Origin of the sequence: Streptomyces sp. NPDC058371 (assembly GCF_042723265.1) — a bacterium.
In the GTDB taxonomy this organism is placed as follows: domain Bacteria; phylum Actinomycetota; class Actinomycetes; order Streptomycetales; family Streptomycetaceae; genus Streptomyces.
In genome coordinates this window covers 1,370,476-1,395,887 of record NZ_JBHXJC010000001.1, presented here as the reverse complement: position 1 = coordinate 1,395,887, position 25,412 = coordinate 1,370,476, and the positions used below count along the sequence as shown (strand labels likewise).

The window sequence follows — 25,412 nt, the reverse complement described above, 5'->3', positions numbered from 1 at the left end:
GGATGCCCCGATGTCTTCATCGACCACGCACAGTCGACCGGTCCGCGTCCTGGTGGTCGAGGACCACGACATGGTGGCCGAAGCGATCTGCCTCGCCCTGCAGCGCTCACCCGGTCTGGAGATCGTGGGGCGCTCGGCCACCGTTGCCACGGCACTGTCCGACGCAGGACGGTACAAACCGGATGTCGTGCTGATGGACAGGCGGCTGCCCGACGGCGACGGGATCTCTGCCATCGCCGCCCTGGAGGCGCTCGTACCGGACGCGCGCGTACTCATCCTGGCCGGTGAGGGCAACGCATCGATCGCAGCACGTGTTGCGGAGGCCGGTGGAGCCGGCTTGATCCTCAAGGCCAGCGGTCTGGACGAGCTGGAGGACGCCGTACGGCGGGTGGCCGCGGGCGAGGTGGTGGTCAGCCGGAGTCTGCTGGGTGGCGTACTGGACCAGCTGACCGGCAGGACACCGGTGCCCGGTGCCAAGCTGACTCCACGGGAGCGGGAGGCCCTCGATCTGCTGGGCGAGGGCTTGACCACCACGGAAATCAGCGACCGGCTCGGGGTCGCCCTCAACACCGGCCGCAATCACGTGCAGCGGGTACTGGAGAAGCTGGGAGCCAGATCCCAGCTGGAGGCAGTGACCATCGCCCGACGCGAAGGGCTCATCAAGTGACCGGGAACCCGGAAGACGAGGAGCCCCCCCGGATCGAGACTGCCCCGCTGTCCGAGGCGGCCTTCACACTCCTCGTCCAGGGCGTGCTGGACTACGGCATCTTCATGCTCGATCCGCAGGGCAACGTGATCAGCTGGAACGCGGGAGCGGCGCGGATCAAGGGATACAGCGCGGCGGAGATCGTCGGACGGCACTTCTCGGTCTTCTACCCCACCGAGGACAAGGTGTCCGGCAAACCGCAGTGGGAGCTGGAAACCGCCGTGGCCGAAGGCCGGCTCGAGGACGAGGGCTGGCGCATCCGCAAGGACGGCTCCCGGTTCTGGGCCAACGTCGTCATCACCGCCTTGTGGGACGACGAGGGCCGGCTGCGCGGTTTCGGCAAGGTCACCCGCGACATGTCCGAACAGCGGGCCGCGCAGCATGCGCTCAGCGAACGACGGCGGCTCTTCGACCATCTGGTCCAGGCCCAGGAAACGGAGCGTCGCCGCATCGCGTGGGACGTCCATGACGACTCCATCCAGGCCATGGTCGCCGTCGGAATGCGGCTCCAACTGCTGGCCGAACGAGTGCCGGAAGCGTGCTCAGCGGAACTGGAGAGCCTCGACACCACGGTGCGCGCGGCGATCAGCCGGCTCCGCAACCTCACGTTCCGCCTTCATCCCCCGGGCATCGACCGGCACGGGCTGGTCGATGCGCTCGCCAACCATCTGGCTGATGTCGTGGGCCCCTGGGAGATGACCTACTCGTTCGAGCACCACCTGGACCGTGAGCCGACGCCCGAGACGGCCACCACCATCTTCCGAATCGTCCAAGAGGCTCTGCTGAACGTCCACAAGCACGCACGCGCGACCACCGTCGCACTCCGTGTCCATTCGGCGGACAGAGGCATCCTGACGCAGGTCATCGACGACGGCACCGGCGAGCCGATGTCCAAGGACGGCCTGCACGATCACTTCGGAATCATCGAGATGCGGGAGCGGGCCGAGACAGCGGCGGGCTGGTGGTCCATGCGCAGCGACTCCGGGAAGGGGACGACGGTCGAGTTCTGGGTGCCGAACCCGGAGGCGATGCCTTCATCGCCTGCGCCTGCGTCATCGCCATTGCCATCGCCGTCGCCGGGCGGTCCGTCGTGACCACGTCGGCGGCGGGCGACGACTGCGCCGATACGCCGCTGGGTGTCATCCTGTGCGATGACAACGCGATGCTCCTGGACGCCTTGCGCGATGTCGTGCAGGCGCAGCCCGACCTGGAGGTCCTCGGCACCGCGTCCAACGCCGAGCAGGCGATTCGCCTCGTTCGCCGTCATCAGCCGGACCTGGTCGTCCTGGACGTCCGCTTCCCCGGCGGCGGCCACACCCTCGCCAGGGAGATCGCACGGTGCTCGCCGGACAGCGGCATCGTGGCGTTCTCCGCATACGACGACAAGGGCTCGGTCGAGGAGATGAAGCGTGCCGGCGCTTCCGAGTACGTACTCAAAGGCGCCAGCAACCAGGACCTCCTCGCCGTACTGCGCCGAGTGGGAAGGAGCGGGGCGACGTTCTCCTGACCGGGGCCGTGCGGTCGTACGACCGTGGAGCCGTGCGGGGTGCGGCTTGCGGCTTGCGGCTTGCGGCTTGCGGCTTGCGGCTTGCGGCTTGCGGCTTGCGGCTTGCGGCCGGGTGTCCGGTTGGAGCCGGCATCCTGGATCGAAGAACCGCAGCCGGGCGCCCCGCGATCCCCAGGATCCGGGGCCCGACCGCGGAGGTAACCGCCGACCGTCCTTACTGGCCCACCCTTCCGTCGATGCACTCGCGCAACAGGTCGGCGTGCCCGCAGTGCCGGGCGTACTCCTCGACCCGGTGCACCATCAGCTCCCGAACCGCGACCCCGTCCTTCCCCAGACGCTCGCCCAGATCCGGGTGTTCGGCCAGCGCGGCGTCGGTCGCGGCCTGCTCGCGCTCCAGGTCGTGGTACGCGGCGTCGACCTCGGCCTGCTCGGCGACAGCTCCGTCGAAGTCCGCGCCGCCCTCGCCGTACAGCTTCGGCACCGGATCACCGTCACTGATCCAGTTGCGCCAGTCCCGTTCCACCTCGACGAGGTGCCGAAGGAGACCGAGCAGCGACATCGTCGACGGCGGAACCGACCGACGGGCCAGTTGCTCCGCGTCCAGACCTTCGCACTTCATCCGCAGGGTGATGCGGTAGTTCGTCAGGAAGTCCAGCAGCGTCGCAAGTTCGCCGTCCGGACTGACACCTTCGCTGTTGCGGGGGTCGTCGTCCGGGTCGGCCCACATGTCGGGGTAGACGGTTGCCCGGCTCCATCGTTCGGGTTGGTCACTCATGCGGTTCATGTTCGTCCGTGAGGACTCGGGCTCGCTAGTGCGCCGCGATTGAAGTTCGCGCACTCCAGCGGATGCAGGCAACGCCCGATCACGTCGGTGAACTTCCCGACCAGCTCCGGGGGTTGGTGGAGCACCGGACGCTCTCGGCCCTCCGCTAGCCTGACGGGATGCCTGATCAAGGGGATTACAGCCGCCGGTCCGCCCGGGTAGTGCTGGTCGACGAGGCGGACCGAGTGTTGCTGCTCAAGTTCCACATTGACCCCGAGGACCCGGGGGGCGAACACGGCTGGTGCACCCCAGGCGGGGGCGTGGAGGAAGGCGAGACGCCGGCCGAGGCGGCGGCCCGGGAGCTGCGCGAGGAAACCGGTCTGTCGCTCGATGCGGGCGCCCTTGGCTCAAGCATCGCCCAGACATCCGGGTACGCCGACCTCGGCTGGGCAGCGGGTGTGTTCCAGGACACCTTCTTCTACTACCGGGTCACGTCCCATCAGGTCGATATCAGCGGGCAGGGAGCGGACGAGCTCAAATACCATGCGGGCCACCACTGGTGGACTCCGGCGGAGCTCGCTGCGACCAACGACACGGTCCATCCGTCCGGTCTGGCCGAGTTGGTCGCTGACCTGGTGGTCGGACGCATCCCGGCTCAGCCGGTCCGACTCCCCTGGCACCACTGACAACGGCTGACACGATGATCCGGGTGGTCAGTGGCCGACCAAGCGGCAGTCAGGTCGAGGGGCGACGCGGCGAGCGTTGGGCAGAATATTGGGGGCGAGTCTCTGTGCGTTCAGGACCGCTCGTTGCAGTCCGGTCCGGCGGGGCTCTCGGCGAAGCGTGCCCCCACTAGGACCATGAGAAGCGCGGTGCAACCGCCCAGCAGCATGACCGTGGAGGGAGAGGTGCGGTCCAGGATGACTCCCCCTACGAGTGCACCAATCGAGATCGTTGCCTGAAAGGAGGCGGTGAACAAGACCGACGCCGCTTCCGGGGCATGCGGTGCCGCGATGGAGAACCACGCCTGCGACGCGACTGGTACGGCGCCGTACGCGATGCCCCACACGACCAGCAGTATCACCGCGCCGGTCTCCCAGCGGCCCAATGCTGGAAGCAGGAGGGTCACCGCGGAGATCAGGGCGGCCGCGAGCCCGATGACGGTCCGCGGATACCGGGCCACCCAGGCGCCGCCCAGGAAGTTGCCGAGGATGCCGGCGGCACCGTAGAGCAGCAGGAATGCAGTGATCAGACCACCGCCGGCGTGGGTGACCTGTTCCAGGAACGGTGTCACGTAGGTGTAGGTGCCGAAGTGGGCCAGCACGACAAGGAAAGTCAGCAGGAGTGCGAAGCGAGTGTTTACGTTGCGGAGCATGCCGTTGAGGTCGCCCAGCCGCGTGGCGTGGACCGGAGGAAGCGGCGGCACGAGCAAGAACACCATGGCCAGGACGCCGACCGTCAGAGCTCCCATGATGATGAAGGCCGTTCGCCATCCAGTGAGATGTCCGATGAGGGTGCCCGTCGGCACGCCGAGGACGGATCCCAGCGGGACGGCGGAGAAGATCACAGCAGTTGCCCTCCCGACCGAGGCCGGCGGCACCAGTCGTTCCGCCAGCCCGGCTCCGATCGACCAGAAGCCGCCGATCGTGATCCCGACCATGATCCGGGACGTCAGTACGAGCCAGTAGTTGGGTGCCGCGGCGGCAAGGAAGTTCGCCAGTGCCAGCAGGAACATGAAGACGCACAGCATCAGTCGGCGGTCGAAGCGTCTCGTGGCCGCGGTGACCAGTGGTGCGGAGATGGCAGCCAGGAAGCCCGGCATGGTCATCATCAGCCCAGCCATCCCGTCCGAGACGGTGAAACTGGATCCGATCGACGTCAGCAGACCGATCGGCAGGATCTCAGTGGTGACGATGACGAAGATTCCCAGCATCACCGAGACCACGGCCAGCCACCCCATCAGCGGGGATCGAGAGGCTAAGAGGTTGACTGAAGTGGTGGTGCTTGCCGGCATGGCGTTCCGTCCTGTGAAAGGCAGCGTGCTTCGCGATCAGTCCAGCAGCTCTCATCGAGAACGGGCTGGCAGATCTGCGACTGCACCGTTGCCCTTCAAGGGTGGTGACGCATTCCGGCTGACAACGGCCAACGCAATGAGGTGCCTTGGCCGTAGCGGTGGTGTCGGTAGGGCGGCCTGAGCATGCTCTCGCTGGTGGCGGCCGGCTCCGACACCGGACACCAGTAATGGCCGTAGCGGGCCTCGCTTGTGATCCTCGCTTGGAGCGATTGCCAATTCCAGCGGATCGCTGGGTCAGCGCAACGGGTTGGCGCCTTGGATTACCTGCCATCCGGAGGCCAAGGTGCCCGACATGAGACGTGGGACGCCATCCCCTCGGAGAGACACGAAGGCGGTGAGACCAGTGTCGAGTTCTGCCACCCGATGCCCGTAGACAACGGCCTGTGTCAGCGTCAGGTCAATCGCGTGTGCTGAACCGCTGAGCCAGTTGAAGCGGGCACCGCGACGGACCGGCCCTCGCAGGCAGCGCACGGTGACAGCGGCCTTTTCGAAGGACGCGACGATGACCCGGTCAATCTGCAGTTCCACGCTGTGACGACGGCTGCCGGGGCCAAGGGCCTCGCTCACGCGGCTGTCTCCTCTTGCTCGACCAGGACGCCGTTCTTGGACCGGGACCCGCGCGGACCAGGCGCAATCGCCAGGCGGCCCCTGGGGCAAGATCAAGTCTTGCGGCGGAACACTAGTAGATACCGGTACTACCGTCGATGCCCTCTCGAATGATGTCCGCGTGACCGGCGTGCCGGGCAGTCTCCTCGATCATGTGGAGCAGGACCCATCGCAGATTCCGGTCCGCGAGGTCGGGGCGCCCGCACGGAGCTTCCAGCGCCAGGCCTGCGGTGATTTCCCGCGAGATGGCCACCTGCTCCTCGAAGAAGGCCGTCCCATACCGGTTCCCGTCCCCACCCCTGCCCAGGCGTCACGAACAAGATCACCTGGGGACACAAAGCAGTAAGGTGATGAACCGTGACAACACAACGATGGTCATTGGGCGGCGACTTGAGCGTCGCGCGAATCGGGTACGGCGCGATGAAGCTGACCGGCTGGCCGAAAGGCGACCGGCCCGACCGGGGGACGGCGCTGGCGGTCCTGCGCCGGGCCGTGGAGCTCGGCGTGAACCACATCGACACCTCGCACTACTACTCGCGTGACGGGGTGGCCGCCAATGAACTGATCCGAGAGGCACTGCACCCCTATCCGGACGACCTGGTGATCGTGACCAAGGTGGGCGCGCTGGTCGAGGGCTCCGACATCGCCCTGCCGGACGTGGAGAAGACCGGCCTCTCCCCCGACAACCTGCGCCGTGGCATCGAGGCGAACCTGCGCTCGCTCGGTGTGGACCGACTGGACGTGGTGAATCTTCGGATGGGCGACCTCGACCCGGCCGACACGTCCCTGACCGCGCCACTGGAAACCCTGCTCGCACTGCGGGAGGAGGGCCTGATCCGCCATATCGGCATCTCCAACATCACAGCCGCCGATTTCGACGAGGCTCGTAAGATCGCCCCGATCGCGTGCGTCCAGAACCTCTACAACCTCGCCCGACGCGACGACGACCCGCTCATCGACGCCTGCGCCGACGCCGGCATCGCGTACGTCCCCTTCTTCCCGGTCGGCGGTTTCCAGCCCATCGTGGCCGAGCAGCTGGACGCTGTCGCCGCCCGCCACGGCGCGACCGTGCCGCAGGTGGCCCTGGCCTGGCTGCTGGCCCGTTCGCCGAACATCCTCCTCATCCCTGGCACCGGCTCACCGGACCACCTCGAGGAGAACATCGCCGCTGGTGCGGTGAAGTTGAGCCCGGAGGACATCGCCGAACTCGGGTAGCCGCGATGGACCTCCCGGCGTACGCCCCCGGACTGACACCCCTCTCGTATATCCGCCGAGGGCCCGATGCCGCCCGTCGGTCGGCCCTGCAAGGTGGGGCCATGAGTCAATCCGGATTGGTGACGAAGCGTCATAGAACTTCCGTATTAGGCAAGTTGACCGCGGTCGCGGCCGCCCTCTGCCTCACCTCGGCCGCCGTGGCCCTGGTCCCCGCGCCCTCGTCCGCCGCGACCGCGCCGGACGGCGAGACGATGGCCGAGGGCGGCCTCTCGGCCCGGATCAGCCGGACCGAGTACGGCATCCCGCACATCCTGGCGCGGGACTTCGACGGGCTCGGATACGGCTACGGCTACGCGTTCGCGCAGGACAACGTCTGTGAACTCGCCGACCAGGTGGTGACGTTGCGGGGCCAGCGGTCCCTGTTCTTCGGGCCCGACGGCGAGCCCGGCGAGGGTGGTGAGGGTGGCGACGGCGCCAACCTGGCGAGCGACACGTACTACAGCGGGCTGCAGCGGGCGGGCACGGTCCAACGGCTGCTCGACCGAAAGGCGCCGTTGGGTCCGACGGCGGAACTGCGGCGCATGGTCGAGGGGTACGCCGCCGGGTACAACCGCTATCTGCGGGACACCGGCGTCGAGAAGCTGCCCGACCCGCGCTGCAAGGGCAAACCCTGGGTGCGGCCGGTCACCGCCCTCGATCTGTGGAGCGTCGTGTACGAGGTCAACGGCGTGACCGGGGCCGCCTCGCTGGCGCCGGAGATCGGCGACGCGAAGCCTCCGGCGGCCGGTGGCAACAGCGGCACCGGCGCCGTCACCAGCACCAGCACCAGCACCAGCACCAGCACCAGCACCAGCACCAGCACCAGCACGATGGGCCCCGGAACCTCCGGCAAGACAACCACAACGCCCTTCGCCCCAAGCAAGCACAGCCCTCCCACCGCCGACTTCGGCAGCAACGGCTGGGCGTTGGGCCAGGACGCCACCCGTACGGACAACGCGATGGTCCTCGCCAACCCGCACCTGCCGTGGACCGGGGGCAACTTGCGCTTCTACCAGGTCCAGTTGACGATCCCCGGCACCCTCGACGTGTCGGGCGCCGGTCTGTACGGCACGCCCCTGGTCCTGATCGGCCACAACCGGAACCTCGCCTGGACACACACCGCGAGCGACGCACAGCACGCCTCCTTCTACGCCCTGAAGCTCACCCCCGGCGACCCGACCGGCTACGTCGTCGACGGCAGGACCGAGCAGATGAAACGCCGTACGGTCCCGGTCACCGTCCGCGACAAGAACGGCAAGCTGTCGACCGTCGACCGCACCCTCTACACCTCACGCTTCGGCCCCGTCCTCTCGAACGGCTGGACCACGGAGACCGCCTACGCCGTCCGTGACGCCAACGCCGACAACCTGCGTTCCATGAACACCTGGCTGGCCATGGGCAAGGCCCGGAACCTCGACCAGCTGCGCGCCGCGCAGGACACCTATCAGGGCATCCCGTGGACCTACACCCTCGCGGCCGACACCAGCGGTGGCACGTACTTCACCGACTCCTCGGTCGTCGCCCACCTCAGCGATGACCAACTCAAGAGCTGCACGCTCCCGGAGAGCGGGGAGGCCCCCGACACCCTGGACGGTTCCACATCGGCGTGCGCCTGGGGCAGCGATCCCGACGCACTCGTGAAGGGCATCTACGGGCCGTCCCACCAGCCGAAGCTGAGCCGCTCCGACTACGTCGCCAACTCCAACAACGGGCCCCGGCACACCAATCCCGCGGCACCTCTGACCGGCTTTCCGGCCGCGTACGACAGCAGTTCCGGTCTCGGCCCGCGCGCCCAGCTCGGACTGCGCATGATCGCGGAACGGGTGGACGGCACCGACGGACTCGGCGCTCCGGGCTTCACCGAGAGCACCCTGCGCGCGTCGATGCTGGGCAACCGCGTCCTGTCGGCCGAGACGGGCCGCGACGACGTGGTCGCCATGTGCCGTGCCAACCCACGCCTGGAGACCACGGACGGCGAGCAGGTCGACGTACGGCAAGCCTGCGCGACCCTCGCCCGTTGGGACACCCGCGCCGACACCGACAGCCGGGGAGCCGCGCTCTGGGTCGCCTTCTTCGACCATCTCCTCCGCTCCGGGCCCGACGACGGCTGGCGCCGCGTCCCCTACGACCCGGCCCAGCCCGTCACCACACCGCGCGGCATCAAGGGCGACGACGTACGGGTCCAACGCGCCCTTGCCGACGCCGTCCAGGACTTCGCCGCCCGTGACCTCCCGGTCGACACCGAGCTGGGCGCCGTACAGAAGTGGGCCGGAATTCCACTCCCCGGCTGCAGCGGCGACAAGGGCTGCTTCGACGTCGTGGACGCGAGCCCCGTCTCGGGCACCGGGACGCCGACCGCCGGCGCCTTCGGCACCAGCTTCCTCATGGCCGTCGAACTGACCCCCGACGGCCCCCGCACCCACACGCTCCTCACCTACGGCCAGTCGGCGAACCCGGCCTCACCCCACTTCACGGACCAGACCCGCCTCTTCTCCCGCAAACAGTGGGTCATCGAACGCTTCGCGAAAGCCGAGATCGCGGCCGACCCGGCCCTGGAGGTGACGGTCCTGCGCAGCTGACACGGCACCCCGTAAGCGTCGCGTTACGGGTGGGGGGTTCTCGTCAAGCATCCGTCAGTGGGGGGACCGGCCCCCGGCCGGGGGCATAACCTCAAGGCGCTGCCCGGCCGGTCCGGTCGGGCAGCGCACGCCGTCTTCTGCGAGGAGCAGCAGCATGTCTGCGATCGACCACTCCGAGGATCCCGAGCCTTCCGAACGTTTCCCGGCCGGACTTCTCCACATCCCTGTCCGGTCGGGGCCCGCGGTCTGTGCGGCCCGGTTCTTCCGCACACCCCTGGGCGGCCGTACGGCCATCGGATTCACGTCGGCAGCGAAGCTCACCGCCACCCTGGGCGCGGACCAGGCGAGTATCAGGCTCTCCGAACCCGCGCTGCGTGCGCTCGCCGCACTCCTCGGCGTCACCACCCTCACCGTCGACCCGGAGCTCTCCGCTCTCCGAACCGCGTCCGTGTCCGCCGCCCCATCGGTCTCCTCCGCGCTCGCCGCGGAAAGCGAACGCGAGCGTTCGCGGCAGGGACGGCGTCCCGAGCCGGCGACCGGCGGCGCTGCCGTCACCGCCCGTTCGCACCTGCTGATCGGCTGAGGAGGCGCCTGCCATGACCGTTTCCCTTCCTTCGTCCCCGCCGTCCTCCCTGCCGTCGGATCCCCAGGCGCTGTCCCGGCTTCTCGCAGGCACCGACGGCCTGTCCGTCTGGCCCCGCTCGGCGCGCCCCGAGCCCGACGGCGACGTCTCCGTCGGCGGGGTCTCCGTCACCGAGGCCGCCGACCGCTTCGGCACCCCCGTGTACGTCCTCGACGAGCAGGAGGTCCGGGAGCGCTGCCGTACATACCGCACGGCGTTCCCCGAGGCCGACGTCGTCTACGCCGCCAAGGCGTTCCTGTGCCGGGCGATGGCGCGCTGGGTCCAGGAGGAGGGCCTGGGGCTTGACGTGTGCTCCGCCGGGGAGTTGCTGTTCGCCGTGTCCGCCGGCTTTCCGCCGGAGAGGATCGTCATGCACGGCAATGCCAAGAGCCCCGAGGACCTGAGCACCGCGCTGCGCCTCGGAGTCGGCCGCATCGTCGTGGACAGCACTTCGGAGATCGCCCGCATCGCCGCGCTCACGCCTTCCGGCACCCGCCAGGGGGTCATGGTGCGCGTGGTGCCGGGCGTCGCGGCCGGAGCACACGCGAAGGTGCGCACCGGCACGGACGACCAGAAGTTCGGCCTGTCGCTCGCGGACGGCTCCGCACAGCACGCGGTCACCCGGATACTCGACCAGCCGCACCTGGAACTCCTCGGCCTGCACTGCCACATCGGTTCACAGATCGACTCCGTGAAGCCCTACGTCACCGCGGTGCGGCGCATGGTCGGACTGCTGGCCCTGATCCGGGACCAGCACGGCGTCGTCCTCCCCCAGCTGAACATCGGCGGGGGCCACGCCATCGCCTACCGGCCCGGTGACGAGAGCCTCGACGTGGGCGTGCTCGCCGGCCGGGTACGTGCCGAACTGGAGGACGGCTGCGCACTTACCGGCCTGCCCGTGCCCCGGCTGACCCTGGAGCCGGGCCGGGCGATCGTCGGACCGGCGGGCGTCGTCGTCTACAGGGTCCTCGCCGTGAAGCGCACCGGGCGGCGCGTCTTCGTCGCCGTCGACGGCGGCATGAGCGACAACCCCAGGCCCGCGCTGTACGGGGTGCGGTACGCGCCTCGCCTCATCGGCCGCCCGTCGACGGAGCCGCCCCGCCTGGTCACGGTCGTGGGCCGGCACTGCGAGGCGGGCGACGTTCTCGCGGACGAGGTGGCACTGCCGGGTGACGTACGGGCCGGCGACCTCCTCGCCGTTCCCGCGGCCGGCGCCTACCACCTGTCCATGGCGTCCGGCTACAACCTGGTGGGCCGGCCTCCGGTGGTCGCGGTGGCCGGCGGGATCGCTCGGGTTGTCGTACGCCGGGAGTCGCTGGACGACATCAGCCGCCGGGACATCGGCCTGTAGCACCGTGTTCTGTCCCCGTCCGGGGCGTACCGGCTGGGCCTACCTGACCTCACGGGCCCAGCCGGTGCGGCACGCACACACGACGGCCGATACGGGCGCTCATCGCGACCGCCGGCAAGTAGATCTCCTGGCGACGGGACTCAGGGCGCGACAGGCAACTGGCGCTTGTGCTCGGTGAGGCGATAGCGGCGGGTGATCGACTCGTAGGCCTGCTCGCCCACGGGCTTGCCCTCCAGGAAGTCGTCGATCGCGTCGTACGTCACTCCGAGGGCGTCCTCGTCGGGCTTGCCCGGATCCAGCGTCTCCAGGTCCGCGGTCGGCGTCTTCCACACGAGTTCCGCCGGGGCACCCAGCGTCTGTGCCAGGGCCCGCACCCGGCGCTTCGTGAGCCCCGTCAGCGGTACGACGTCGGCCGCGCCGTCTCCGTACTTGGTGAAGAACCCCGAGACCGCCTCGGCCGCGTGGTCGGTGCCCACGACCAGACCGTGGTGCGCGCCCGCCACCGCGTACTGGGCGATCATCCGCTGCCGGGCCTTGATGTTGCCCTGGACGAAGTCCTGGTGGTGCGCGTCCCGGAAGGTCACTCCGCCGGCCAGCAGGGCGGCCATTGCGGCATCGCTGGCGGACTTCACGTCCACGGTCAGGACCTGATCGGCGTTGATGAACCCCACGGCGAGCTGGGCGTCCTTCTCGTCCGCCTGGACCCCGTACGGCAGGCGCATGGCGTAGAAGGTCGCGTCGTGTCCGGCGGCACGGGCCCGCTCCACCGCGAGTTGGCACAGCCGCCCCGTGGTCGTGGAGTCCACACCACCGCTGATGCCGAGCACCAGCGACCGCAGCCCCACCGAGGTCAGCTGCTCGGCGAGGAAGGCCACCCGGCGCTCGATCTCCAGCTCCGGGTCGAAACTCTCGGACACCTGGAGATCCCGGGCTATCTCCTGCTGCAGGGTGTCGGACGCCGGGTCGGTCACGGCTGCTCCTTCTGATCGGTCGTGGTGACAAAGGCGGAGGGCGGTGGGCCGTCGCTTTCCCGACTCTATGCCGCGCGGCGATCAGGCCGACGTCGGCCTCCGCCCTGGAGCATCCCCGGCTTCGCCATCGCCCGCGCCCGTGCCGACCCCCGGGTTCCCGCTGCACGAGAGCGAGTTCTCCGGTGGCCGGCAGGGGAATTCGCTCGCAGCGGAGACCTCGCGCTGTTAGCTTGCGGCAGTGGATCTCTTCTCGCGCTCGTGGACAGCGTTGCGCACAGCGGTCGCCGAACTCCCGGACGAGGAATTCACGCGGCCGTCCGGCTGCTCCGGCTGGCTGGTGCAGGACCTGGTGTGTCACCTGATCATCGACGCTCAGGACGTCCTGATCACCCTCGTCACCCCCGCCGACGCGGAACCGACCGTCGACGCGGTCACGTATTGGAACGTCGACGACCGGCCGCCGACCGGCGAGGACCCGCTCGACGCGCTGATCGTCCGGCTGGCCGCGGCCTACGAAGACCCGGGGCTGCTCAAGTTCCACCTCGACGACGTCGGTTCCGCGGCCGGTCGCGCCGCTCAGCTCGCGGATCCCGCGCTGCGGGTCGGCACCCAGGACGAGGTGCTCACCGTGGAGGACTACCTCACCGCCTACGTCCTGGAATGGACGCTGCACCACCTCGACCTGATCGCCCACCTCACGGAGGCGGCGGAACCGCCGGCCGAGGCGCTCGCCCGGTCGCGAGAGCTCCTGGAGAAGATCGCCGGTGCGGCGTTCCCCCCGTCGTTCTCCGACAGGGACGCACTGCTGATCGGCACCGGACGGCGTGCACCGAACGAAGCGGAAAAGGACGACCTGGGTGAGCTGGCCGCGAAACTGCCGCTCGTCCTCGGCTGATCGGTGCTCCGGGGTTCGTCACGTTCTGCGCATGCGGTGAAGAACGCCGGTCGGCGGGCCCGGCACCTGCCGAGCCCGCCGACCGTCCACACAGGGGCGCTGGGCCGCTCGTTCAGCTCTGCGGCGGGTTCTGGTCGCCACGAGCTGGCGGCTCGCCGATCTGCTGGTTGAGCTTGTCCTGCGCCGTGTCGACCTGGCTTTGGTACTTGTTCCCCGTCCTCGCGTCGAAGGCGTCTCCCGCCTTTTCCACGCCTTGGCGGGCCTGGTCGGGGTGCCCCTTGAGCATTCCCTTGAGCTTGTCGAGCATGGACATGAGGACTCCTGTCTACGGAAGACGTCTCTTCCCACTCTCACCGCAACACCCTCCATCCGCACCTGGAGCGCCCTCGGGTTGCGATCTTGCTTGATGGGGTGTGCGGGGTGGGCTGCGAGCCCTCCCTCTACCTGGTCCGGCACAGTACGGCCAGGGTCGCTCCCTGTCTGATTTGGATATGTTCCTCGAACACCTGTTGGTGGCACTCTGACGAGCGCCCGAGATCGGCCCACGGCGCTGCTGCGCGGACCGAGCAAGGCGATCACGATCCCGAGCGTGAGACATCGCGCGACGAGCGCGGCGACGTCTCACGCTCCTCTTCGCCGGGCGCCGAGCAGGACCGAAAGGAAACCGTCAGCGTGATCGAGTGGGTGACTGTCAGTGCCGGGGCCAGGCCTGTTCCCCGGCCCGTCGCTACGCCGCTGGTGTGGGGCGCTGCCTTCGGCGGCGCCCTGTCGCTCGTGGCACTCCTCAACGCCCTCGCGGGGCCCGGCCGGCCCGGCCTCGCACTGACGGCCCTGTCTCTGCTGGCCGCCCTGTCGGGACTGTGCGCACGCTTCACGGCGGCCCCCGGAACGGCCGTGCTGTGCTGGCTGATCCTCAACGCCTTCGCCGTCCCGCCCGCGGGCACCCTCACCTGGGCCGGCCACCGCGACACCTTCTGGCTCGCCTGTCTGTGTACCGCGGCCCTCATCGGGACGGCGATGGCTCGGTGCATCCAGGCCCGCGCCGCCTACCGCCGTATCAGCACCGTGACGTCGGAGCCGGCGGACGGGCCGCGCGACCTCTGACCCACGGGCCCTGAAACCCACGGTCTGACGGCCGGGCTGCCGGGCTGTTCGCCGACCAGCGAACGCAGAACCAGCCACACCCACCCCGTCTGCCCGTCACCGCCGGCCTGCCCGTCCCGTCGGCGGCTGCCGGTCTCTCGACGCAGGCACGCGAAGCCCGTCGGGTGACCGAGCGGCCGGACCCTGTCAGTCAGCGGCAACGGCACGATCAGCGCGCCGCAGCGCCTCCCGGCGACTTACTGGGCCAACCGGATCAAAGGCCTTCTGTACATCGACGGATGTTCGGCCGCGGTCCCCACACTTTGGACAGCGTTGAAATGTTTCCGTCTCGGCCGCCGTCCGCGCACACTGGCGCCAGCCTTCGGCTCGGGGTGCGGGGCGCACCTGCGCTCTCGTCGGCACGTGAAGTCTTTTACCTGGGGGACCACTTGAAGAATCTGGTACGTATGTCCGTCATCGGTGCCGCATCGCTGGCCCTGAGCGGGCTGACCCTGGCGGGCACCGCCGCCCAGGCCGCACCGCGCCCGTGTCCCGGCTCCGGAGCAGGTGATCCGGCCCGCTGCGCCCAAGTCGTCGGCATCAACGCGGGCTCGTCCTTGGTGATGCGCACCGCACCGCGGTACAGCGCCGGAGCCGTGGCCCGCTTCGGCAACGGACAGTGGCTGGAGGTCGACTGCTGGACCACCGGTGATCCGGACGCGGACGGCCACAACTACCGCTACTGGATGCAGGTCTCCACCGGCAGCGCCAGCGGCTATGTGAACGACTGGTACCTGGACACCGGCGGCCCGGGCACCTGGAAGTCGCTGATCCGGCAGTGCTGAGGGGCCGTTCCTCCGGAACTCGGCCTCTGAAGGACGGAAAGGACGCGAAGGGCGGGAAGAGCCACCGGACTTCCCGCCCTTCAGGCATGCCCTCCGGAAGATGAGGCCCCAGCGCCCGCTATCTTTCGTCCGGAAGATCGGACGAGCGGAGCCGCATGCAGAAGACAGATGAACTGGCCGAGAGGGTGGACACGGCCGTCGCGATCCCCGCGACAGCCGAGGATCCCCCGTCACCCGGCCGGGCGAGGCCCTGGCCGCTGCTGCCGCTGGGAGCGGCCGCCGCCGTCGGTACGGCGCTTTTCGTCCTCGGCCCCTGGTCGGACGAACCCGCCGTACTGGCCTGGCGGACCGTCTGCCTCGCCGTCACCATCCAGGCACTCCCCTTCCTGCTCCTCGGAACGGCCCTGTCCGGCGCGATCAACGCGTTCGTGCCGGCACAGGTGTTCAGCCGGATCCTGCCCCGGCGTCCCGCGCTCGCCGTGCCGGTCGCCGGAATCGCCGGAGTCGTCCTGCCCGGCTGCGAATGTGCCTCGGTGCCCGTCGCCAACAGCCTGATCGGCCGAGGTGTCCCCCCGGCCGCCGCCTTCGCCTTCCTGCTGTCGGCGCCCGCGGTCAACCCGGTCGTGCTGACCGCCACGGCCATCGCCTTCCCCGGCAGTCCCGCCATGGTGCTGGCCCGGCTGCTGGCCTCGCTCGCCACCGCCGCGGTGATGGGCTGGCTCTGGCTCTTCCTGGGCCGCGACGAATGGCTGCGGCCTGCCGTGCGGCACACCGGACACCGGCCCGGGCACAGCCGCCTGACGGAGTTCCGGCGCGGCTTCCAGCACGACTTTCTGCACGCCGGCGGTTTCCTCGTCCTGGGGGCGATGGCCGCGGCCACCTTCAACGTGACGGTCCCGCGCTCCGTACTCGACACGTTCTCCGGCTCGCCGTGGCTCTCGGTGCTGTTCCTGGCCGGGCTCGCCATCCTGCTCGCGGTGTGCTCCGAGGCGGACGCGTTCGTCGCGGCCTCCCTCACCGGTTTCTCGCCCCTCGCCCGGCTGACCTTCATGGTGGTCGGGCCGATGGTCGACCTGAAGCTGATCGCCCTTCAGGCGGGCACCTTCGGGCGGGCCTTCGCCGTTCGCTTCTCTTCGGCCACCACCCTCGTCGCGGTCCTGTGCAGCGTGCTGATCGGAGGCGTCCTGCTGTGAAGCGCCCACTCCAGGTCATCCTTCTCGCGCTCAGCGGCCTCGGCCTGCTGCACTCCTCGCTCTTCACCGACCTGTGCCTGCGCTACGTGAAGCCGGGGATGCGGCCCCTGCTGATCGTCTCGGGGGCGCTGCTGCTCGTACTCGCCGTGGCGGAGGCGTGGTCGCATCACGGCTCGGACGGGACCGACGAGCACGCGGAACACCAGGCATCACCCGACGACGACAGCCATGACGGTCACGACCACTCCGCCGTACCCCGGGTCGCCTGGCTGTTGTTCCTCCCCGCGCTGAGTCTCCTCTTCTGGGCCCCTCCGGCCCTCGGCGCCTACACCGCCTCCCGACAGCCGCCGAAGGCCGTGGCGCAGCAGCGGCACTTCGACCCGCTGCCCGCGGCCTCGCCGCTCCCGATGACCCTCACCGACTTCACCACCCGCGTACAGCAGGACCGCAGGCAGGTCATCAAGGGGCGCAGTATCCAGATGACGGGCTTTGTCACGCCCGACAAGCGGGGTGACGGCTGGTACCTGACGCGGATCATCTTCACCTGCTGCGCGGCGGACGCCCAGTCCGTACAGGTGCGCGTCCACGGCACCCCGGCGCCGGCCGCCGACACCTGGGTGTCCGTCACGGGAACCTGGCATCCCGGCGGAACCCTGGGCACGAGGTCCGCCCCGGTCGCACTCGACGTTCGTACGGTCGAGAAGGTCCCCAAACCGTGGAACGCGTACAAGGACGCCCTGCCGCTCATCCCCTCCCGCTGACGGTTCGGCTCACCCGCTCCACTCCGGTGGAGGGTGCGGACCGGCTCTCGGCCCGCTGCGCAGGTGTCGCGGGACGCCGGCTTCCCCGAAGTGATGACTCCGCCGGGGCCGGCCATGGCGTGGGCCTCACTCCGCGTCCGGTGCGGGCGGCCGGCCCCATGGCGCCTCCAGCGTCGCCCGCAAGTCGTCGACCGCCTCCTGGCCGATGCGTTCGGCGAGCCGCGCTTCCAGTCGTTCCAGGACGGCGCCCGCCCGGCGATGCGCGCGCTCCCCCTGCTGCGTACGGCGGATCAGTCGTTGGCGGGCGGAGGAGGGGTCCGGGACCTGTTCGAGGAGACCGGCGGACACCAGGCCGTGCACGGCCTGGTGCGCGGTCTGCCGGGTGACTCCCATGCGGCGGGCGAGCTCGGAGACCGTCGTGCCCTCGTGGTCCAGCACGGCGAAGAGCTGCACCTGCGTCGGGGACACCGGCGCGCCTCCGGCCGCCGCCATGGCCGCCGACAACCCCTCGTCGAACCAGCGCCGGGCGTCACCGAGCAACTGAGGGAGATTACGGCGGCTGGACTGCATCTGTTCCTCACGAGAGGGCCGAGCGCCGGGCCGACGCTTGCTTGCCGACAGCGTCTCATGTCAGGCTACCTGACATTCCTGGTGGAGGCCGAGCAGAGGACCGCGCATGACCATCGAGTACGCCACCCGCTACCGGCAGGCCTCACGCATACCCGCCGACCCCGGCAAGCCCTACTTCATCGAGAAGGGCGAAGGTGACCGCGCCCGTCTCTTCGGCGACCTGATCACCATCTACGCCGGCGGCGAGCAGACCGAGAACACCTTCAACTTCTTCACCGTCGAAGGCCCCAAGGGAGACCTCATCCCGGCCCACCTGCACACGGACACCCACGAGGTCTTCTACGTCACCCAGGGCGCCGTCCGCCTGTTCGTCGAGGACACCGAAGGGGACCAGCAGGAAAGGCTGCTCACGCCGGGCGATTTCGGCTTCGTACCCAAGAACTGCCGGCACGCCTACCGCATGGAACGCCACCACAGCCAGGTGGTCGGCGTCGCCGCCGGCCCCAGCGGCACCTTCGAGCGGTTCTTCGAGAGCCTCGGCGCTCCCACGGAGCAACTCGGCCTGCCGCAGCGGCCTGTCGTCCCCGAGCCACAGAAGTTCGCCGGTGTCCCCGAGCAGTACGACGTGCGCTTCCTGCCCGACCACGAGTGGCGCATCCGATGACGGACCGGGCGCCGTCGCTTCGCGAGTTGATCGCCGCACCTCACCCCGACCGCGCCCCCTGCCGGCCGGCGCCCGGCACGAGTCCGGCGTCCGCGAACTACGCGGAGTCCCCTACGCCGACGTCGAGGGCAGCCGTCCACTCGAACTCGACCTGTGGTTGCCCGATGCCGGCCGAGACGTACTCCGCCCCCTGTTGCTGTTCGTGCACGGCGGCGCCTGGCGCCGGGGGCGGCGCGGCGACATGGGTCCGCGCACGCGGGACTGGAGTCCTCCGCCCTTCGCGCGCATCGCGGCCGCAGGCTTCGCCGTCGCCTGCGTCGACTACCGGCTCAGCGGCGAGGCCACCTTCCCGGCACCGCTCGACGATCTGCGTGCTGCGCTGCACTGGCTCGGCCGCCGCTCCGCAGAGCTCGGCATCGACACCCAACGGACGGTGGTCTGGGGAGAGTCGGCCGGCGGCCATCTCGCCTCCCTCCTCGCCCTGACCCACGCCGAACCGCCACTGGCCGGTGCGGTCATCTGGTACGCGCCCAGCGACCTCACCACCGCACGCGGTCCCTTCGCTCCCGACGACGCGGACAGTCCCGAGGCCCTCCTGCTCGGTGCGGCCCCGGCCACCGTCCCGGAGCGCGCCCGCGCTGCCAGCCCCCTCGCCCAAGTCCGCCCGGGCGCGCCGCCGTTCCTCCTGGTCCACGGCGACGAAGACACCATGGTGGCCCGCTCGCACAGCCAGTCCCTCGCCGAGGCGCTGGAGACGGCCCCCTCCCCGGTGGAGCTGTGCACGGTGAAGGGAGCCGACCACGGCTGGCACGGCCTGCCCGATTCCCGCGTGGAGGAAGTCTTCACCCACTCCCTCGCCTTCGCCCAGGGCCTCGTGTCCTGAGGACGACCTGCGCAACCCGGGGCCGATCCATAGCAGCCTGCGCTGCCCGGCCGACACCCGCCGCGTCGGCGACGCGCGCCGGCCGGTTCGGGTAGCGGGGACTACCTGACCGGATTCGCTCCCTGCGGGTTCCCGTCACCGGGCCCGGGGTCAGGGCACCAGATCGTCATCACGGCAAGCGGCAGCGACGGGTTGGCGGCCGCTGCCTGCGCATGGCTGAGGTCCGCGCGACCGGCGACGCCCTCGGCGACATCGTCGTCCGCGACCGCGATCAGCCGGTCGACCAGCTCGGACGGCAGGGCCGCGTTGGCGGCGAGCCCGCACAGGACGTGGTTCACAGAGGGCATCCTGCCTGGGCTCTGGGTGAAAGGCTCGCGGATTTTCGAGGCCTACGAGTTGCTGACCGCAGCCCATCAACTTGCAGGCGGAGGAAGGGTGTCGTCGAGCCCGCGTCCGGCCCGACCGGACCGGAACAGACCGGAACGGACCGAACCGGAACGCACCGGACCGGACCGGACCGGACCGGACCACTGAGCCTCACGCCTGTTGCCGCCCGCGGCACATGCGCGTGTACCGCAGGCCCCAGGAAGGGATGAGCGTCAGCGGACCCACGCGCGCCTTGCGCCCGCCCGCACCATGCGCCCCCGGCACCGACCGCGGCACCCGTGCGCAGGCCCCGCGCTACACGGCCGCGTCCAGGTTGCTCGGATGGACGGCGGCCGCCACCCGCACGGCCGGCCGGAACGCCGCCGCGCGTCGCTCCCGGTCCCCGACCTCGTCGCCGTACCGGAAGTCGACGACACCGGTGACTCTCCGCGCGGCGGCGGCATGACAGGCATCCGCGACCCGGCCGTAGCCACCTCGGCCGGCACCTCGGAAAGCGCGGACAGCACTTCGTGGGATTCGTGTTCCCGGAACAGCCCGGTGGGATGGTCACCACGGCGGACGAGGGCGAGACGGGCTGAGTTCGGCCACACAGCCTGCAGACCGGCGCTGCCCGAAGCGACCGGCCGGTCGGGCAGGACCTTGCGATGCCGGGCAGGAGCTTGCCATGCCGGGCGGGCCGGTCGGTGCCGCGCGACGACCTCCTCGCCCCGCCAGAGGGCAGGCCGAGACACACCTCCGGCAGCCGACCGCCCGCTCGAACTCACCTTAGGCGTGCCTTCCGTCAGCGATCACGCCCGCCCTGGTGGCTGCCGTGGCGCGCGGTCTCGGGGCCAGCGCCGCGCGCAGCGCCGGGGTGAGGATGCGGCGGATCTCGGACGGGGTGAGGGCGGCGGGGGTGGGGAGGGGGTTGAGGTAGCGGGTGTAGATGAGGCCGCCGAGAACCGTCACCACGGCCGTGGCGCGGGCGGTCGCGTCCCGGCCGCCGAGAAATTCAACAAGCCGGTCCAGCAGCTCGCGTTCCAGGTACTCGCGGATCACTTCGGCGGCCTCGTCGCCGCCGGCGGTGAGCCGGCGGAAGTCGGCGTCCTCCCACAGGTTCGTCACCGCGTCGATCAGGCGGTCGGGGAGGGTGGCCGGATCGCCGCCGAGGACGTCCTCCACCGTCAGTGCATTGGCGCACTGGAACTGCATCACATCCGCGAACAGGCCCTTCTTCGAGCCGAAGTGGTAGGCGATCAGTGCCGGGTCGACCCCGGCGGCCCCGGCCACCGCGCGCAAGGTGGTGCGCCGGTAGCCGCGCTCCAGGAACAGCGCACGGGCCACCGAGACGATCGACTCGCGGGTCGGCGGGTTGCCGCGGGGGCGGCCCCGGGTGCGGACGGGGGCAGGAGCGGCGTTATTCATCAGCGTTGAGCCTGGGTTCGATGATCGGCACAGTCAAGGGCGTTCCGGAAACCACACCAAAGGGATGCCCCGACATCATGCGTATCGCAGTCTTCGGCGCCAACGGACCGACCGGCCGCCACCTCACCGACCAGGCCCTCGCAGCCGGCCACGAGGTCGTCGCCGTGACCCGCCGCCCCGGCTCCCTCTCCGCGCGGCCCGGCCTCGCCGTGGCCGTCGCCGACGCCACCGATCCGGCCGCGGTCGACGCCGCGATCGGCGGGACGGACGCCGTCCTCTCCGCGCTGGGCGCGCGCTTCAGCAAGGAGGCCGTCACCACGTACTCGGCGAGCGCCACGGTCATCACCGAGGCCATGGCCAACCACGGCATCAAGCGACTGCTCGCCGTCAGCTCCAGCATCGCCGACCCGAACTGGCGCCCCACCGGCGCCCACTTCTTCAACTGGGTCCTCGACCCGCTGGTGAACCGACGCCTGGGCCGCACCCTCCATGAGGACATGCGCCGTATGGAGGCCGTGATCCGTCACACGGACCTCGACTGGACCCTCGTACGGCCCTCGGGCCTCTTCGAGCACTCCGTCGTCACGGACTACCACACCGCCGAAACCAGCGCCGACGGCGTCTTCACCGCCCGTGCCGACCTCGCCGCGAGCATGCTGCACGAACTGGAAGAGCAGCGGTACGTCCGCACGGCCATGGGCGTCATCACCACGGCCGAGAAGCCGAACATCGCCAAACTGATCTGGAACGAGGGCGTGATGAAGAAGTGAGACGGGCGACCGTCGAACTCCCTTCCACCACGCGGGCGTTCCTCACCCGGCCCCACCCGGCCACCCTCACCACCCTCCGCCCCGACGGCACTCCGCACGTCACCCCCGTCCGCTTCACCTACGACACGGCCACCGGCCTGGCCCGGGTGACCACCCGGGCGGGGACCCGCAAGGCCCGGAACGTGGCGACGGGCGGCCCGACAGCCCGTGTCGCGCTCTGTCAGGCGGACGGCTTCCGCTGGGTCACCCTCGAAGGCCGGGCCACGGTGACCGATGATCCCGCACGCCTGGCCGAGGCGGTCCGCCGCTACTCCGTCCGCTACCGCGCGGCCCCGCCTGCCCCACGGGACCTGGTCGTCGTCGAGATCACCGTCGACCGCGTCCTGAGCCTCAACCTCTGAATCCCCGTACCGAAAGCGAAGTGAGACCACCGTGCCGACCGTCTCCGTCCTCGACTCCACCATCCACTACCGCGAGTCCGGCGATCCCGATGGGGTGCCGTTCGTCTTCCTCCATGGCAACCCCACCTCCTCCCATCTGTGGCGGAACGTTCTGCCGGGGGTGGTCGCGCCCGGCCGCCGCCTGCTGGCCCCCGATCTCATCGGCATGGGCGACTCCGGCAAGCCCGACCTCGCCTACTCCTTCGACGACCACGCCCGCTACCTCGACGCCTGGTTCGACGCCCTCGGGCTTGTCGACGCCGTCCTCGTCGGCCACGACTGGGGCGGCGCGCTGGCCTTCGACCGCTCCGCCCGCCTCCCGGGCCGCGTCCGCGGCCTCGCCTTCACCGAGACGATCATCAAGCCGCTGGTCGGCGACGAATTCCCGGCAGCCGGAAGGGAGTTGTTCACCCTGCTCCGCACTCCCGGGGTGGGCGAGGAGATGATCCTTGAGAAGTCGCTGTTCATAGAGGGGCTCCCGGGCACACTCGCCACTGCGCTCGACCCTGCCGACCTGGAGGTGTACCGCCGCCCCTTCCCGACTCCACGGAGCCGCCGTCCGGTGCTGGCGTGGACGCGCATGATGCCGCTGGACGGCGAGCCCGCCGACGTCGTGGCCCGCGTCGAACGCTACGACGCCTGGCTGGCCGCCAGCCCCGAAGTCCCCAAACTGCTCGCCGCGTTCGAGCCCGGCCCGGGAGCGATGACCGACCGAGGGGCCGCGGCCTGGTGCGAGGAGCACATTGCGGGTTTGGAGGTCTCCCGCCATGGTCTGGCCGGCCACCACTCGCCGGAGGACCGACCCGAGGAGCTGGCCGCAGCGATCAACGCCTGGGCCGACCGCCACGGGCTGGCGCACCAGTAGGTCCCTCGATCACGGCTGTGCCGATCACCCCCGGGGGCCGACAACCGGCCGCCGACACTCGCGCACGCCGTTCGCCGGCAGCCCGCGGTCTCCGCTCAGACCGCCTCGGCATCGACGCGCTGCCCGCGGAACGCCTCCACCACGGAGTCGGTGACCGCGACCGCCGCGCAGGTGGCGGCCAGCCACTGCAAGGCCATCGCGTGATCGGCGGCCGTCCTGTCGACCACGGCGTCGCCGACGACGAAGGGCTCCAGGTCCTGCATCCAGGCGTCCGCCGCGGTGAGCAGCACCTCCGTCCGCGCGCCCACGCCGACGACCACGAGTTGGTCCCGCCCCAGCTCCTTCAGACGCGCCCGCAGCCGGGTGCCGACGAACGTGCTGTACCGCTTGGCGGTGAGCACGCTGTCACCGGCCTGCGGCTCAACGACGTCCGCGACGGCACGGGCCTCGGTCTCGGCGGGCGGCTCCAGAACGACGTGACCCGCTCCGCCGGCCCGCTGCCCCGGAGCCCCCACCGCGTACACGACGGGCACACCCGCGCACCGGGCGGATCGCGTCAACCGGCCTGCGTTGGAGAGGAGTTCACCGATGGGCGCATTCTCACGCAGGGAGCGCAGGAGGTATTTCTGCACGTGCTGCACCAGGATCGCCGACCGACGCGGGTCGATGCTCCACGAGGGACCGTCGGCGGGCAGCGACGCCGCGGTGGGCATGGGGTACGGGGCGATACGGGACTGCGTCATGGACTTCGGCCTTTCTCGGCTCAGGTCAGCAGGTGACCCGTGTGGGAGAGGCGGCGTGCCGCGGCCAGGAGGGCGTGGATCTGGGGACCGACGTGATCGATGTGGTCCACGGGCGTCTTGAACGGCAGCCGGGCGTCGCGGTGGGTGTGCCGGTATTCGAGACGCAGGGTCAGGCCGTAGCGGTCGATGCCCACCGGAAGCACACGCTGCACGCCGATGTCCGGGACCGGACGGGCGAGACGCAGAAGCAGCGGTACGAGTTCGCCGTGTTCGTCGATGAGATGGCTCAGCATGCCGGCCTCGACCGTGGCCAGCGGGTCGAGTTCGGTCGCCTCCAGTTCGTGGAGGGTCACGTACGCGCGCCCCTCGGCGTCCTCCAGCACCCCCTGCCCGAACTCCACGCACGTGCTCTCCTCGGCCTCGGGGTCGTACGGCGCCGCCAGCAGGCCGGTCAGGGTGACCCGGGCGCGCAGCCGGTCGCGTACGGGCGTGGGGGCAATGTCGGTGAGTTCCAAGCGGACGGGGATCCGCTCGCCCGACGGCGCGCCGGCGCCTTCGAACGGAGCGTGCAGGTGGAAGTGCCCCATGGTCCCGGTGTCTTCGAGACGGCGGACTTCAGTGTGCCGGCCATCGCTCACCACTGTCAGCGAATGAGCGGCGGCAAGGATCGAGCGGACGCGCTCAACTGCTGTCGGCGCGCTGGGACGTGTGGGGTTACGTCGCATCCGGGCCCTCCATGACAGACGGACACTTAGGTTTGCCTAACCTAACTTACTCCTCCTCTCGATGACCAGCCCGGACGCGGGTGCGCCGATCACATCCAGGCCCGCGACCTTCGCGAACCGGGCAGCCACATCACGAGGAGAGACCGGCGCGCGGCGCGCGAACGCCCCGACGGTCAGTCGCGGCCGAGCAGCACCATGGCCATCCGCTGGAGGGAACGGGTGAAGCGCCGCGGGTCGCCGGGCGGTGTCATGTGGCGGATCAGGTCGCCCTCGAAAACGGCGAGTACGGCGTGAGCCAGGAAGTCGGCGTCGAGATCGGGGCGACCGTCGGCGAACAGGCCGCTGAGGTGGCGGTGCCAGAACTGGTAACTGGGATCGGCGTACTTGCCTTCGGCGCAGGCCTGCCCGTGCGCGGACAGCAGGGCGGCGTTGCCTTCGGCGATCGCGCCGAGCCCGTCGAGGAAGGCGAGCAGTCGCTCCGGAGCGGGCGCCCCGGCACCCAGGGGCGGCGGTCCGTTCCGGACCGCGTCACGCAGTTGCCGGGACCTCTACCGGATACGGCACGAACGCGCCGCTGTTGGGGGCGATCCGCAGCGGGCGGCCGAGGGGTGGCACCGCGCGCCGGGGCGGTCGAGGCGTTCGCAGAGGCGGCACCCCTTGCCGATCGGGGTGACGGTGAGGGCGCGCGTGCGGCGCTTCCCGCCCGGTGGCGGCTGCGCCTTCCGTGGTCCAGCTCACCATCCGGATCCTG

Annotated in this window: 28 protein-coding genes and 1 pseudogene; 18 read left to right on the top strand and 11 right to left on the bottom strand. The window is 70.2% G+C overall.

From position 1 onward, the window contains the following. Window positions 1-10: 10 nt before the first annotated feature. The 3 genes from ACFWM2_RS06110 to ACFWM2_RS06100 are packed head-to-tail and all read left to right on the top strand — an operon-like array spanning window position 11 to window position 2,213. Entirely contained in the window at window positions 11-667 is a 657-nt protein-coding gene (locus tag ACFWM2_RS06110) for a response regulator (protein ID WP_383273477.1), read from the top strand. Beyond that, window positions 664-1,800: a PAS domain S-box protein gene (locus ACFWM2_RS06105; RefSeq protein WP_383273475.1), complete on the top strand. Its 1,137-nt coding sequence runs from the start codon at window positions 664-666 to the stop codon at window positions 1,798-1,800. Before ACFWM2_RS06110 ends, ACFWM2_RS06105 begins: the two co-directional genes overlap by 4 nt. Continuing rightward, window positions 1,797-2,213, top strand: coding sequence for a response regulator transcription factor (locus ACFWM2_RS06100; RefSeq protein WP_383273473.1), 417 nt, complete (start codon window positions 1,797-1,799; stop codon window positions 2,211-2,213). The genes ACFWM2_RS06105 and ACFWM2_RS06100 overlap by 4 nt, the downstream gene beginning before the upstream one ends. 214 nt (window positions 2,214-2,427) lie before the next feature. Here the strand turns inward: ACFWM2_RS06100 and ACFWM2_RS06095 are convergent, their stop codons facing one another. Beyond that, a complete protein-coding gene (locus tag ACFWM2_RS06095) occupies window positions 2,428-2,997 on the bottom strand; it encodes a DinB family protein (protein ID WP_383273471.1) in 570 nt (189 codons plus the stop codon). A gap of 158 nt (window positions 2,998-3,155) precedes the next feature. On the opposite strand from ACFWM2_RS06095, the gene ACFWM2_RS06090 reads away from it, so the two are divergent. Next, entirely contained in the window at window positions 3,156-3,662 is a 507-nt protein-coding gene (locus tag ACFWM2_RS06090; protein ID WP_383273469.1) for an NUDIX hydrolase, read from the top strand. 110 nt (window positions 3,663-3,772) lie between these two features. On the opposite strand, the gene ACFWM2_RS06085 is transcribed toward ACFWM2_RS06090, so the two are convergent. The 3 genes from ACFWM2_RS06085 to ACFWM2_RS06075 form a co-directional block, all read right to left on the bottom strand. Continuing rightward, the gene (locus ACFWM2_RS06085) at window positions 3,773-4,990 is read right to left on the bottom strand and encodes an MFS transporter (RefSeq protein WP_383273467.1); all 1,218 of its coding nucleotides are present in this window, start codon (window positions 4,988-4,990) and stop codon (window positions 3,773-3,775) included. A gap of 294 nt (window positions 4,991-5,284) precedes the next feature. After that, window positions 5,285-5,617: a hypothetical protein gene (locus tag ACFWM2_RS06080; protein ID WP_383273465.1), complete on the bottom strand. Its 333-nt coding sequence runs from the start codon at window positions 5,615-5,617 to the stop codon at window positions 5,285-5,287. Window positions 5,618-5,729: 112 nt separating this feature from the next. After that, window positions 5,730-5,963: a DUF664 domain-containing protein gene (locus ACFWM2_RS06075; RefSeq protein ID WP_383274210.1), complete on the bottom strand. Its 234-nt coding sequence runs from the start codon at window positions 5,961-5,963 to the stop codon at window positions 5,730-5,732. 50 nt (window positions 5,964-6,013) lie between these two features. Here ACFWM2_RS06075 and ACFWM2_RS06070 point away from each other — a divergent pair, with 50 nt between their 5' ends. The 4 genes from ACFWM2_RS06070 to lysA all read left to right on the top strand — a co-directional run bounded on the left by ACFWM2_RS06070 (window position 6,014) and on the right by lysA (window position 11,462). Next, a complete protein-coding gene (locus ACFWM2_RS06070; protein ID WP_383273463.1) occupies window positions 6,014-6,871 on the top strand; it encodes an oxidoreductase in 858 nt (285 codons plus the stop codon). Window positions 6,872-7,026: 155 nt separating this feature from the next. Further along, window positions 7,027-9,489, top strand: a complete 2,463-nt coding sequence (locus ACFWM2_RS06065; protein ID WP_383273461.1) for a penicillin acylase family protein — start codon at window positions 7,027-7,029, stop codon at window positions 9,487-9,489. A gap of 154 nt (window positions 9,490-9,643) precedes the next feature. Next, window positions 9,644-10,072, top strand: coding sequence for an SAV_915 family protein (locus ACFWM2_RS06060; RefSeq protein WP_383273459.1), 429 nt, complete (start codon window positions 9,644-9,646; stop codon window positions 10,070-10,072). Between the two features lie 13 nt (window positions 10,073-10,085). After that, entirely contained in the window at window positions 10,086-11,462 is a 1,377-nt protein-coding gene (gene lysA, locus ACFWM2_RS06055; protein WP_383273457.1) for a diaminopimelate decarboxylase, read from the top strand. Window positions 11,463-11,602: 140 nt separating this feature from the next. On the opposite strand, the gene nadE is transcribed toward lysA, so the two are convergent. Continuing rightward, window positions 11,603-12,433: an ammonia-dependent NAD(+) synthetase gene (gene nadE, locus ACFWM2_RS06050; RefSeq protein ID WP_383273455.1), complete on the bottom strand. Its 831-nt coding sequence runs from the start codon at window positions 12,431-12,433 to the stop codon at window positions 11,603-11,605. Window positions 12,434-12,671: 238 nt separating this feature from the next. Between nadE and ACFWM2_RS06045 the strand changes: the two genes are divergently transcribed. Continuing rightward, window positions 12,672-13,328 (top strand): maleylpyruvate isomerase N-terminal domain-containing protein, encoded by a 657-nt coding sequence (locus tag ACFWM2_RS06045; RefSeq protein WP_383273453.1) that lies wholly within the window; start codon window positions 12,672-12,674, stop codon window positions 13,326-13,328. A gap of 112 nt (window positions 13,329-13,440) precedes the next feature. On the opposite strand, the gene ACFWM2_RS06040 is transcribed toward ACFWM2_RS06045, so the two are convergent. Then, window positions 13,441-13,641, bottom strand: a complete 201-nt coding sequence (locus ACFWM2_RS06040; protein WP_383273451.1) for an antitoxin — start codon at window positions 13,639-13,641, stop codon at window positions 13,441-13,443. A 359-nt stretch (window positions 13,642-14,000) separates the two neighbouring features. On the opposite strand from ACFWM2_RS06040, the gene ACFWM2_RS06035 reads away from it, so the two are divergent. The 4 genes from ACFWM2_RS06035 to ACFWM2_RS06020 all read left to right on the top strand — a co-directional run bounded on the left by ACFWM2_RS06035 (window position 14,001) and on the right by ACFWM2_RS06020 (window position 17,210). After that, entirely contained in the window at window positions 14,001-14,432 is a 432-nt protein-coding gene (locus tag ACFWM2_RS06035) for a hypothetical protein (RefSeq protein WP_383273449.1), read from the top strand. Between the two features lie 446 nt (window positions 14,433-14,878). Continuing rightward, entirely contained in the window at window positions 14,879-15,256 is a 378-nt protein-coding gene (locus ACFWM2_RS06030; protein WP_383273447.1) for a hypothetical protein, read from the top strand. Between the two features lie 155 nt (window positions 15,257-15,411). Further along, complete coding sequence (locus tag ACFWM2_RS06025; protein ID WP_383273445.1) at window positions 15,412-16,449, top strand: permease; 1,038 nt, start codon at window positions 15,412-15,414, stop codon at window positions 16,447-16,449. Further along, the gene (locus ACFWM2_RS06020; protein ID WP_383273443.1) at window positions 16,446-17,210 is read left to right on the top strand and encodes a TIGR03943 family putative permease subunit; all 765 of its coding nucleotides are present in this window, start codon (window positions 16,446-16,448) and stop codon (window positions 17,208-17,210) included. Before ACFWM2_RS06025 ends, ACFWM2_RS06020 begins: the two co-directional genes overlap by 4 nt. 126 nt (window positions 17,211-17,336) lie before the next feature. Here the strand turns inward: ACFWM2_RS06020 and ACFWM2_RS06015 are convergent, their stop codons facing one another. Next, a complete protein-coding gene (locus ACFWM2_RS06015) occupies window positions 17,337-17,780 on the bottom strand; it encodes a MarR family winged helix-turn-helix transcriptional regulator (protein ID WP_383273441.1) in 444 nt (147 codons plus the stop codon). A gap of 106 nt (window positions 17,781-17,886) precedes the next feature. Here ACFWM2_RS06015 and ACFWM2_RS06010 point away from each other — a divergent pair, with 106 nt between their 5' ends. Then, window positions 17,887-18,444, top strand: coding sequence for a quercetin 2,3-dioxygenase (locus ACFWM2_RS06010; RefSeq protein ID WP_383273439.1), 558 nt, complete (start codon window positions 17,887-17,889; stop codon window positions 18,442-18,444). Between the two features lie 58 nt (window positions 18,445-18,502). After that, window positions 18,503-19,327, top strand: coding sequence for an alpha/beta hydrolase fold domain-containing protein (locus ACFWM2_RS06005; protein ID WP_383274207.1), 825 nt, complete (start codon window positions 18,503-18,505; stop codon window positions 19,325-19,327). Window positions 19,328-19,428: 101 nt separating this feature from the next. Here ACFWM2_RS06005 and ACFWM2_RS06000 read toward each other — a convergent pair whose 3' ends face one another. Together ACFWM2_RS06000 and ACFWM2_RS05995 are read right to left on the bottom strand one after the other, a co-directional pair. After that, complete coding sequence (locus ACFWM2_RS06000; protein WP_383274253.1) at window positions 19,429-19,665, bottom strand: hypothetical protein; 237 nt, start codon at window positions 19,663-19,665, stop codon at window positions 19,429-19,431. An 814-nt stretch (window positions 19,666-20,479) separates the two neighbouring features. After that, window positions 20,480-21,118 carry a TetR family transcriptional regulator gene (locus tag ACFWM2_RS05995; RefSeq protein ID WP_383273437.1) on the bottom strand — a complete coding sequence of 213 codons (639 nt, stop codon included), beginning with the start codon at window positions 21,116-21,118 and terminating at the stop codon, window positions 20,480-20,482. Between the two features lie 77 nt (window positions 21,119-21,195). Between ACFWM2_RS05995 and ACFWM2_RS05990 the strand changes: the two genes are divergently transcribed. The 3 genes and pseudogenes from ACFWM2_RS05990 to ACFWM2_RS05980 all read left to right on the top strand — a co-directional run. Then, entirely contained in the window at window positions 21,196-21,888 is a 693-nt protein-coding gene (locus ACFWM2_RS05990) for an NAD(P)-dependent oxidoreductase (protein ID WP_383273435.1), read from the top strand. Further along, window positions 21,885-22,289: a pyridoxamine 5'-phosphate oxidase family protein gene (locus ACFWM2_RS05985; RefSeq protein ID WP_383273433.1), complete on the top strand. Its 405-nt coding sequence runs from the start codon at window positions 21,885-21,887 to the stop codon at window positions 22,287-22,289. Before ACFWM2_RS05990 ends, ACFWM2_RS05985 begins: the two co-directional genes overlap by 4 nt. Before the next feature lie 25 nt (window positions 22,290-22,314). After that, window positions 22,315-23,193: pseudogene (locus ACFWM2_RS05980) on the top strand (haloalkane dehalogenase); the annotation flags it as partial. 95 nt (window positions 23,194-23,288) lie between these two features. Here ACFWM2_RS05980 and ACFWM2_RS05975 read toward each other — a convergent pair. Beyond that, window positions 23,289-23,936 (bottom strand): isochorismatase family protein, encoded by a 648-nt coding sequence (locus tag ACFWM2_RS05975; RefSeq protein ID WP_383273431.1) that lies wholly within the window; start codon window positions 23,934-23,936, stop codon window positions 23,289-23,291. A gap of 20 nt (window positions 23,937-23,956) precedes the next feature. Then, window positions 23,957-24,661 carry a DUF2470 domain-containing protein gene (locus tag ACFWM2_RS05970; protein WP_383273429.1) on the bottom strand — a complete coding sequence of 235 codons (705 nt, stop codon included), beginning with the start codon at window positions 24,659-24,661 and terminating at the stop codon, window positions 23,957-23,959. Window positions 24,662-25,412 lie beyond the last annotated feature (751 nt).

What these genes read in the sequence shown, in the direction of transcription:
- ACFWM2_RS06110 (WP_383273477.1), top strand. Translation starts at nt 11, where the DNA reads ATGTCTTCATCGACCACGCACAGTCGACCGGTCCGCGTCCTGGTGGTC.
- ACFWM2_RS06095 (WP_383273471.1), bottom strand. Translation starts at nt 2,997, where the DNA reads ATGAACCGCATGAGTGACCAACCCGAACGATGGAGCCGGGCAACCGTC.
- ACFWM2_RS06090 (WP_383273469.1), top strand. Translation starts at nt 3,156, where the DNA reads ATGCCTGATCAAGGGGATTACAGCCGCCGGTCCGCCCGGGTAGTGCTG.
- ACFWM2_RS06085 (WP_383273467.1), bottom strand. Translation starts at nt 4,990, where the DNA reads ATGCCGGCAAGCACCACCACTTCAGTCAACCTCTTAGCCTCTCGATCC.
- ACFWM2_RS06060 (WP_383273459.1), top strand. Translation starts at nt 9,644, where the DNA reads ATGTCTGCGATCGACCACTCCGAGGATCCCGAGCCTTCCGAACGTTTC.
- lysA (WP_383273457.1), top strand. Translation starts at nt 10,086, where the DNA reads ATGACCGTTTCCCTTCCTTCGTCCCCGCCGTCCTCCCTGCCGTCGGAT.
- ACFWM2_RS06040 (WP_383273451.1), bottom strand. Translation starts at nt 13,641, where the DNA reads ATGTCCATGCTCGACAAGCTCAAGGGAATGCTCAAGGGGCACCCCGAC.
- ACFWM2_RS06030 (WP_383273447.1), top strand. Translation starts at nt 14,879, where the DNA reads ATGTCCGTCATCGGTGCCGCATCGCTGGCCCTGAGCGGGCTGACCCTG.
- ACFWM2_RS06025 (WP_383273445.1), top strand. Translation starts at nt 15,412, where the DNA reads ATGCAGAAGACAGATGAACTGGCCGAGAGGGTGGACACGGCCGTCGCG.
- ACFWM2_RS06015 (WP_383273441.1), bottom strand. Translation starts at nt 17,780, where the DNA reads ATGCAGTCCAGCCGCCGTAATCTCCCTCAGTTGCTCGGTGACGCCCGG.
- ACFWM2_RS06010 (WP_383273439.1), top strand. Translation starts at nt 17,887, where the DNA reads ATGACCATCGAGTACGCCACCCGCTACCGGCAGGCCTCACGCATACCC.
- ACFWM2_RS05995 (WP_383273437.1), bottom strand. Translation starts at nt 21,118, where the DNA reads ATGAATAACGCCGCTCCTGCCCCCGTCCGCACCCGGGGCCGCCCCCGC.
- ACFWM2_RS05990 (WP_383273435.1), top strand. Translation starts at nt 21,196, where the DNA reads ATGCGTATCGCAGTCTTCGGCGCCAACGGACCGACCGGCCGCCACCTC.
- ACFWM2_RS05975 (WP_383273431.1), bottom strand. Translation starts at nt 23,936, where the DNA reads ATGACGCAGTCCCGTATCGCCCCGTACCCCATGCCCACCGCGGCGTCG.
- ACFWM2_RS05970 (WP_383273429.1), bottom strand. Translation starts at nt 24,661, where the DNA reads ATGCGACGTAACCCCACACGTCCCAGCGCGCCGACAGCAGTTGAGCGC.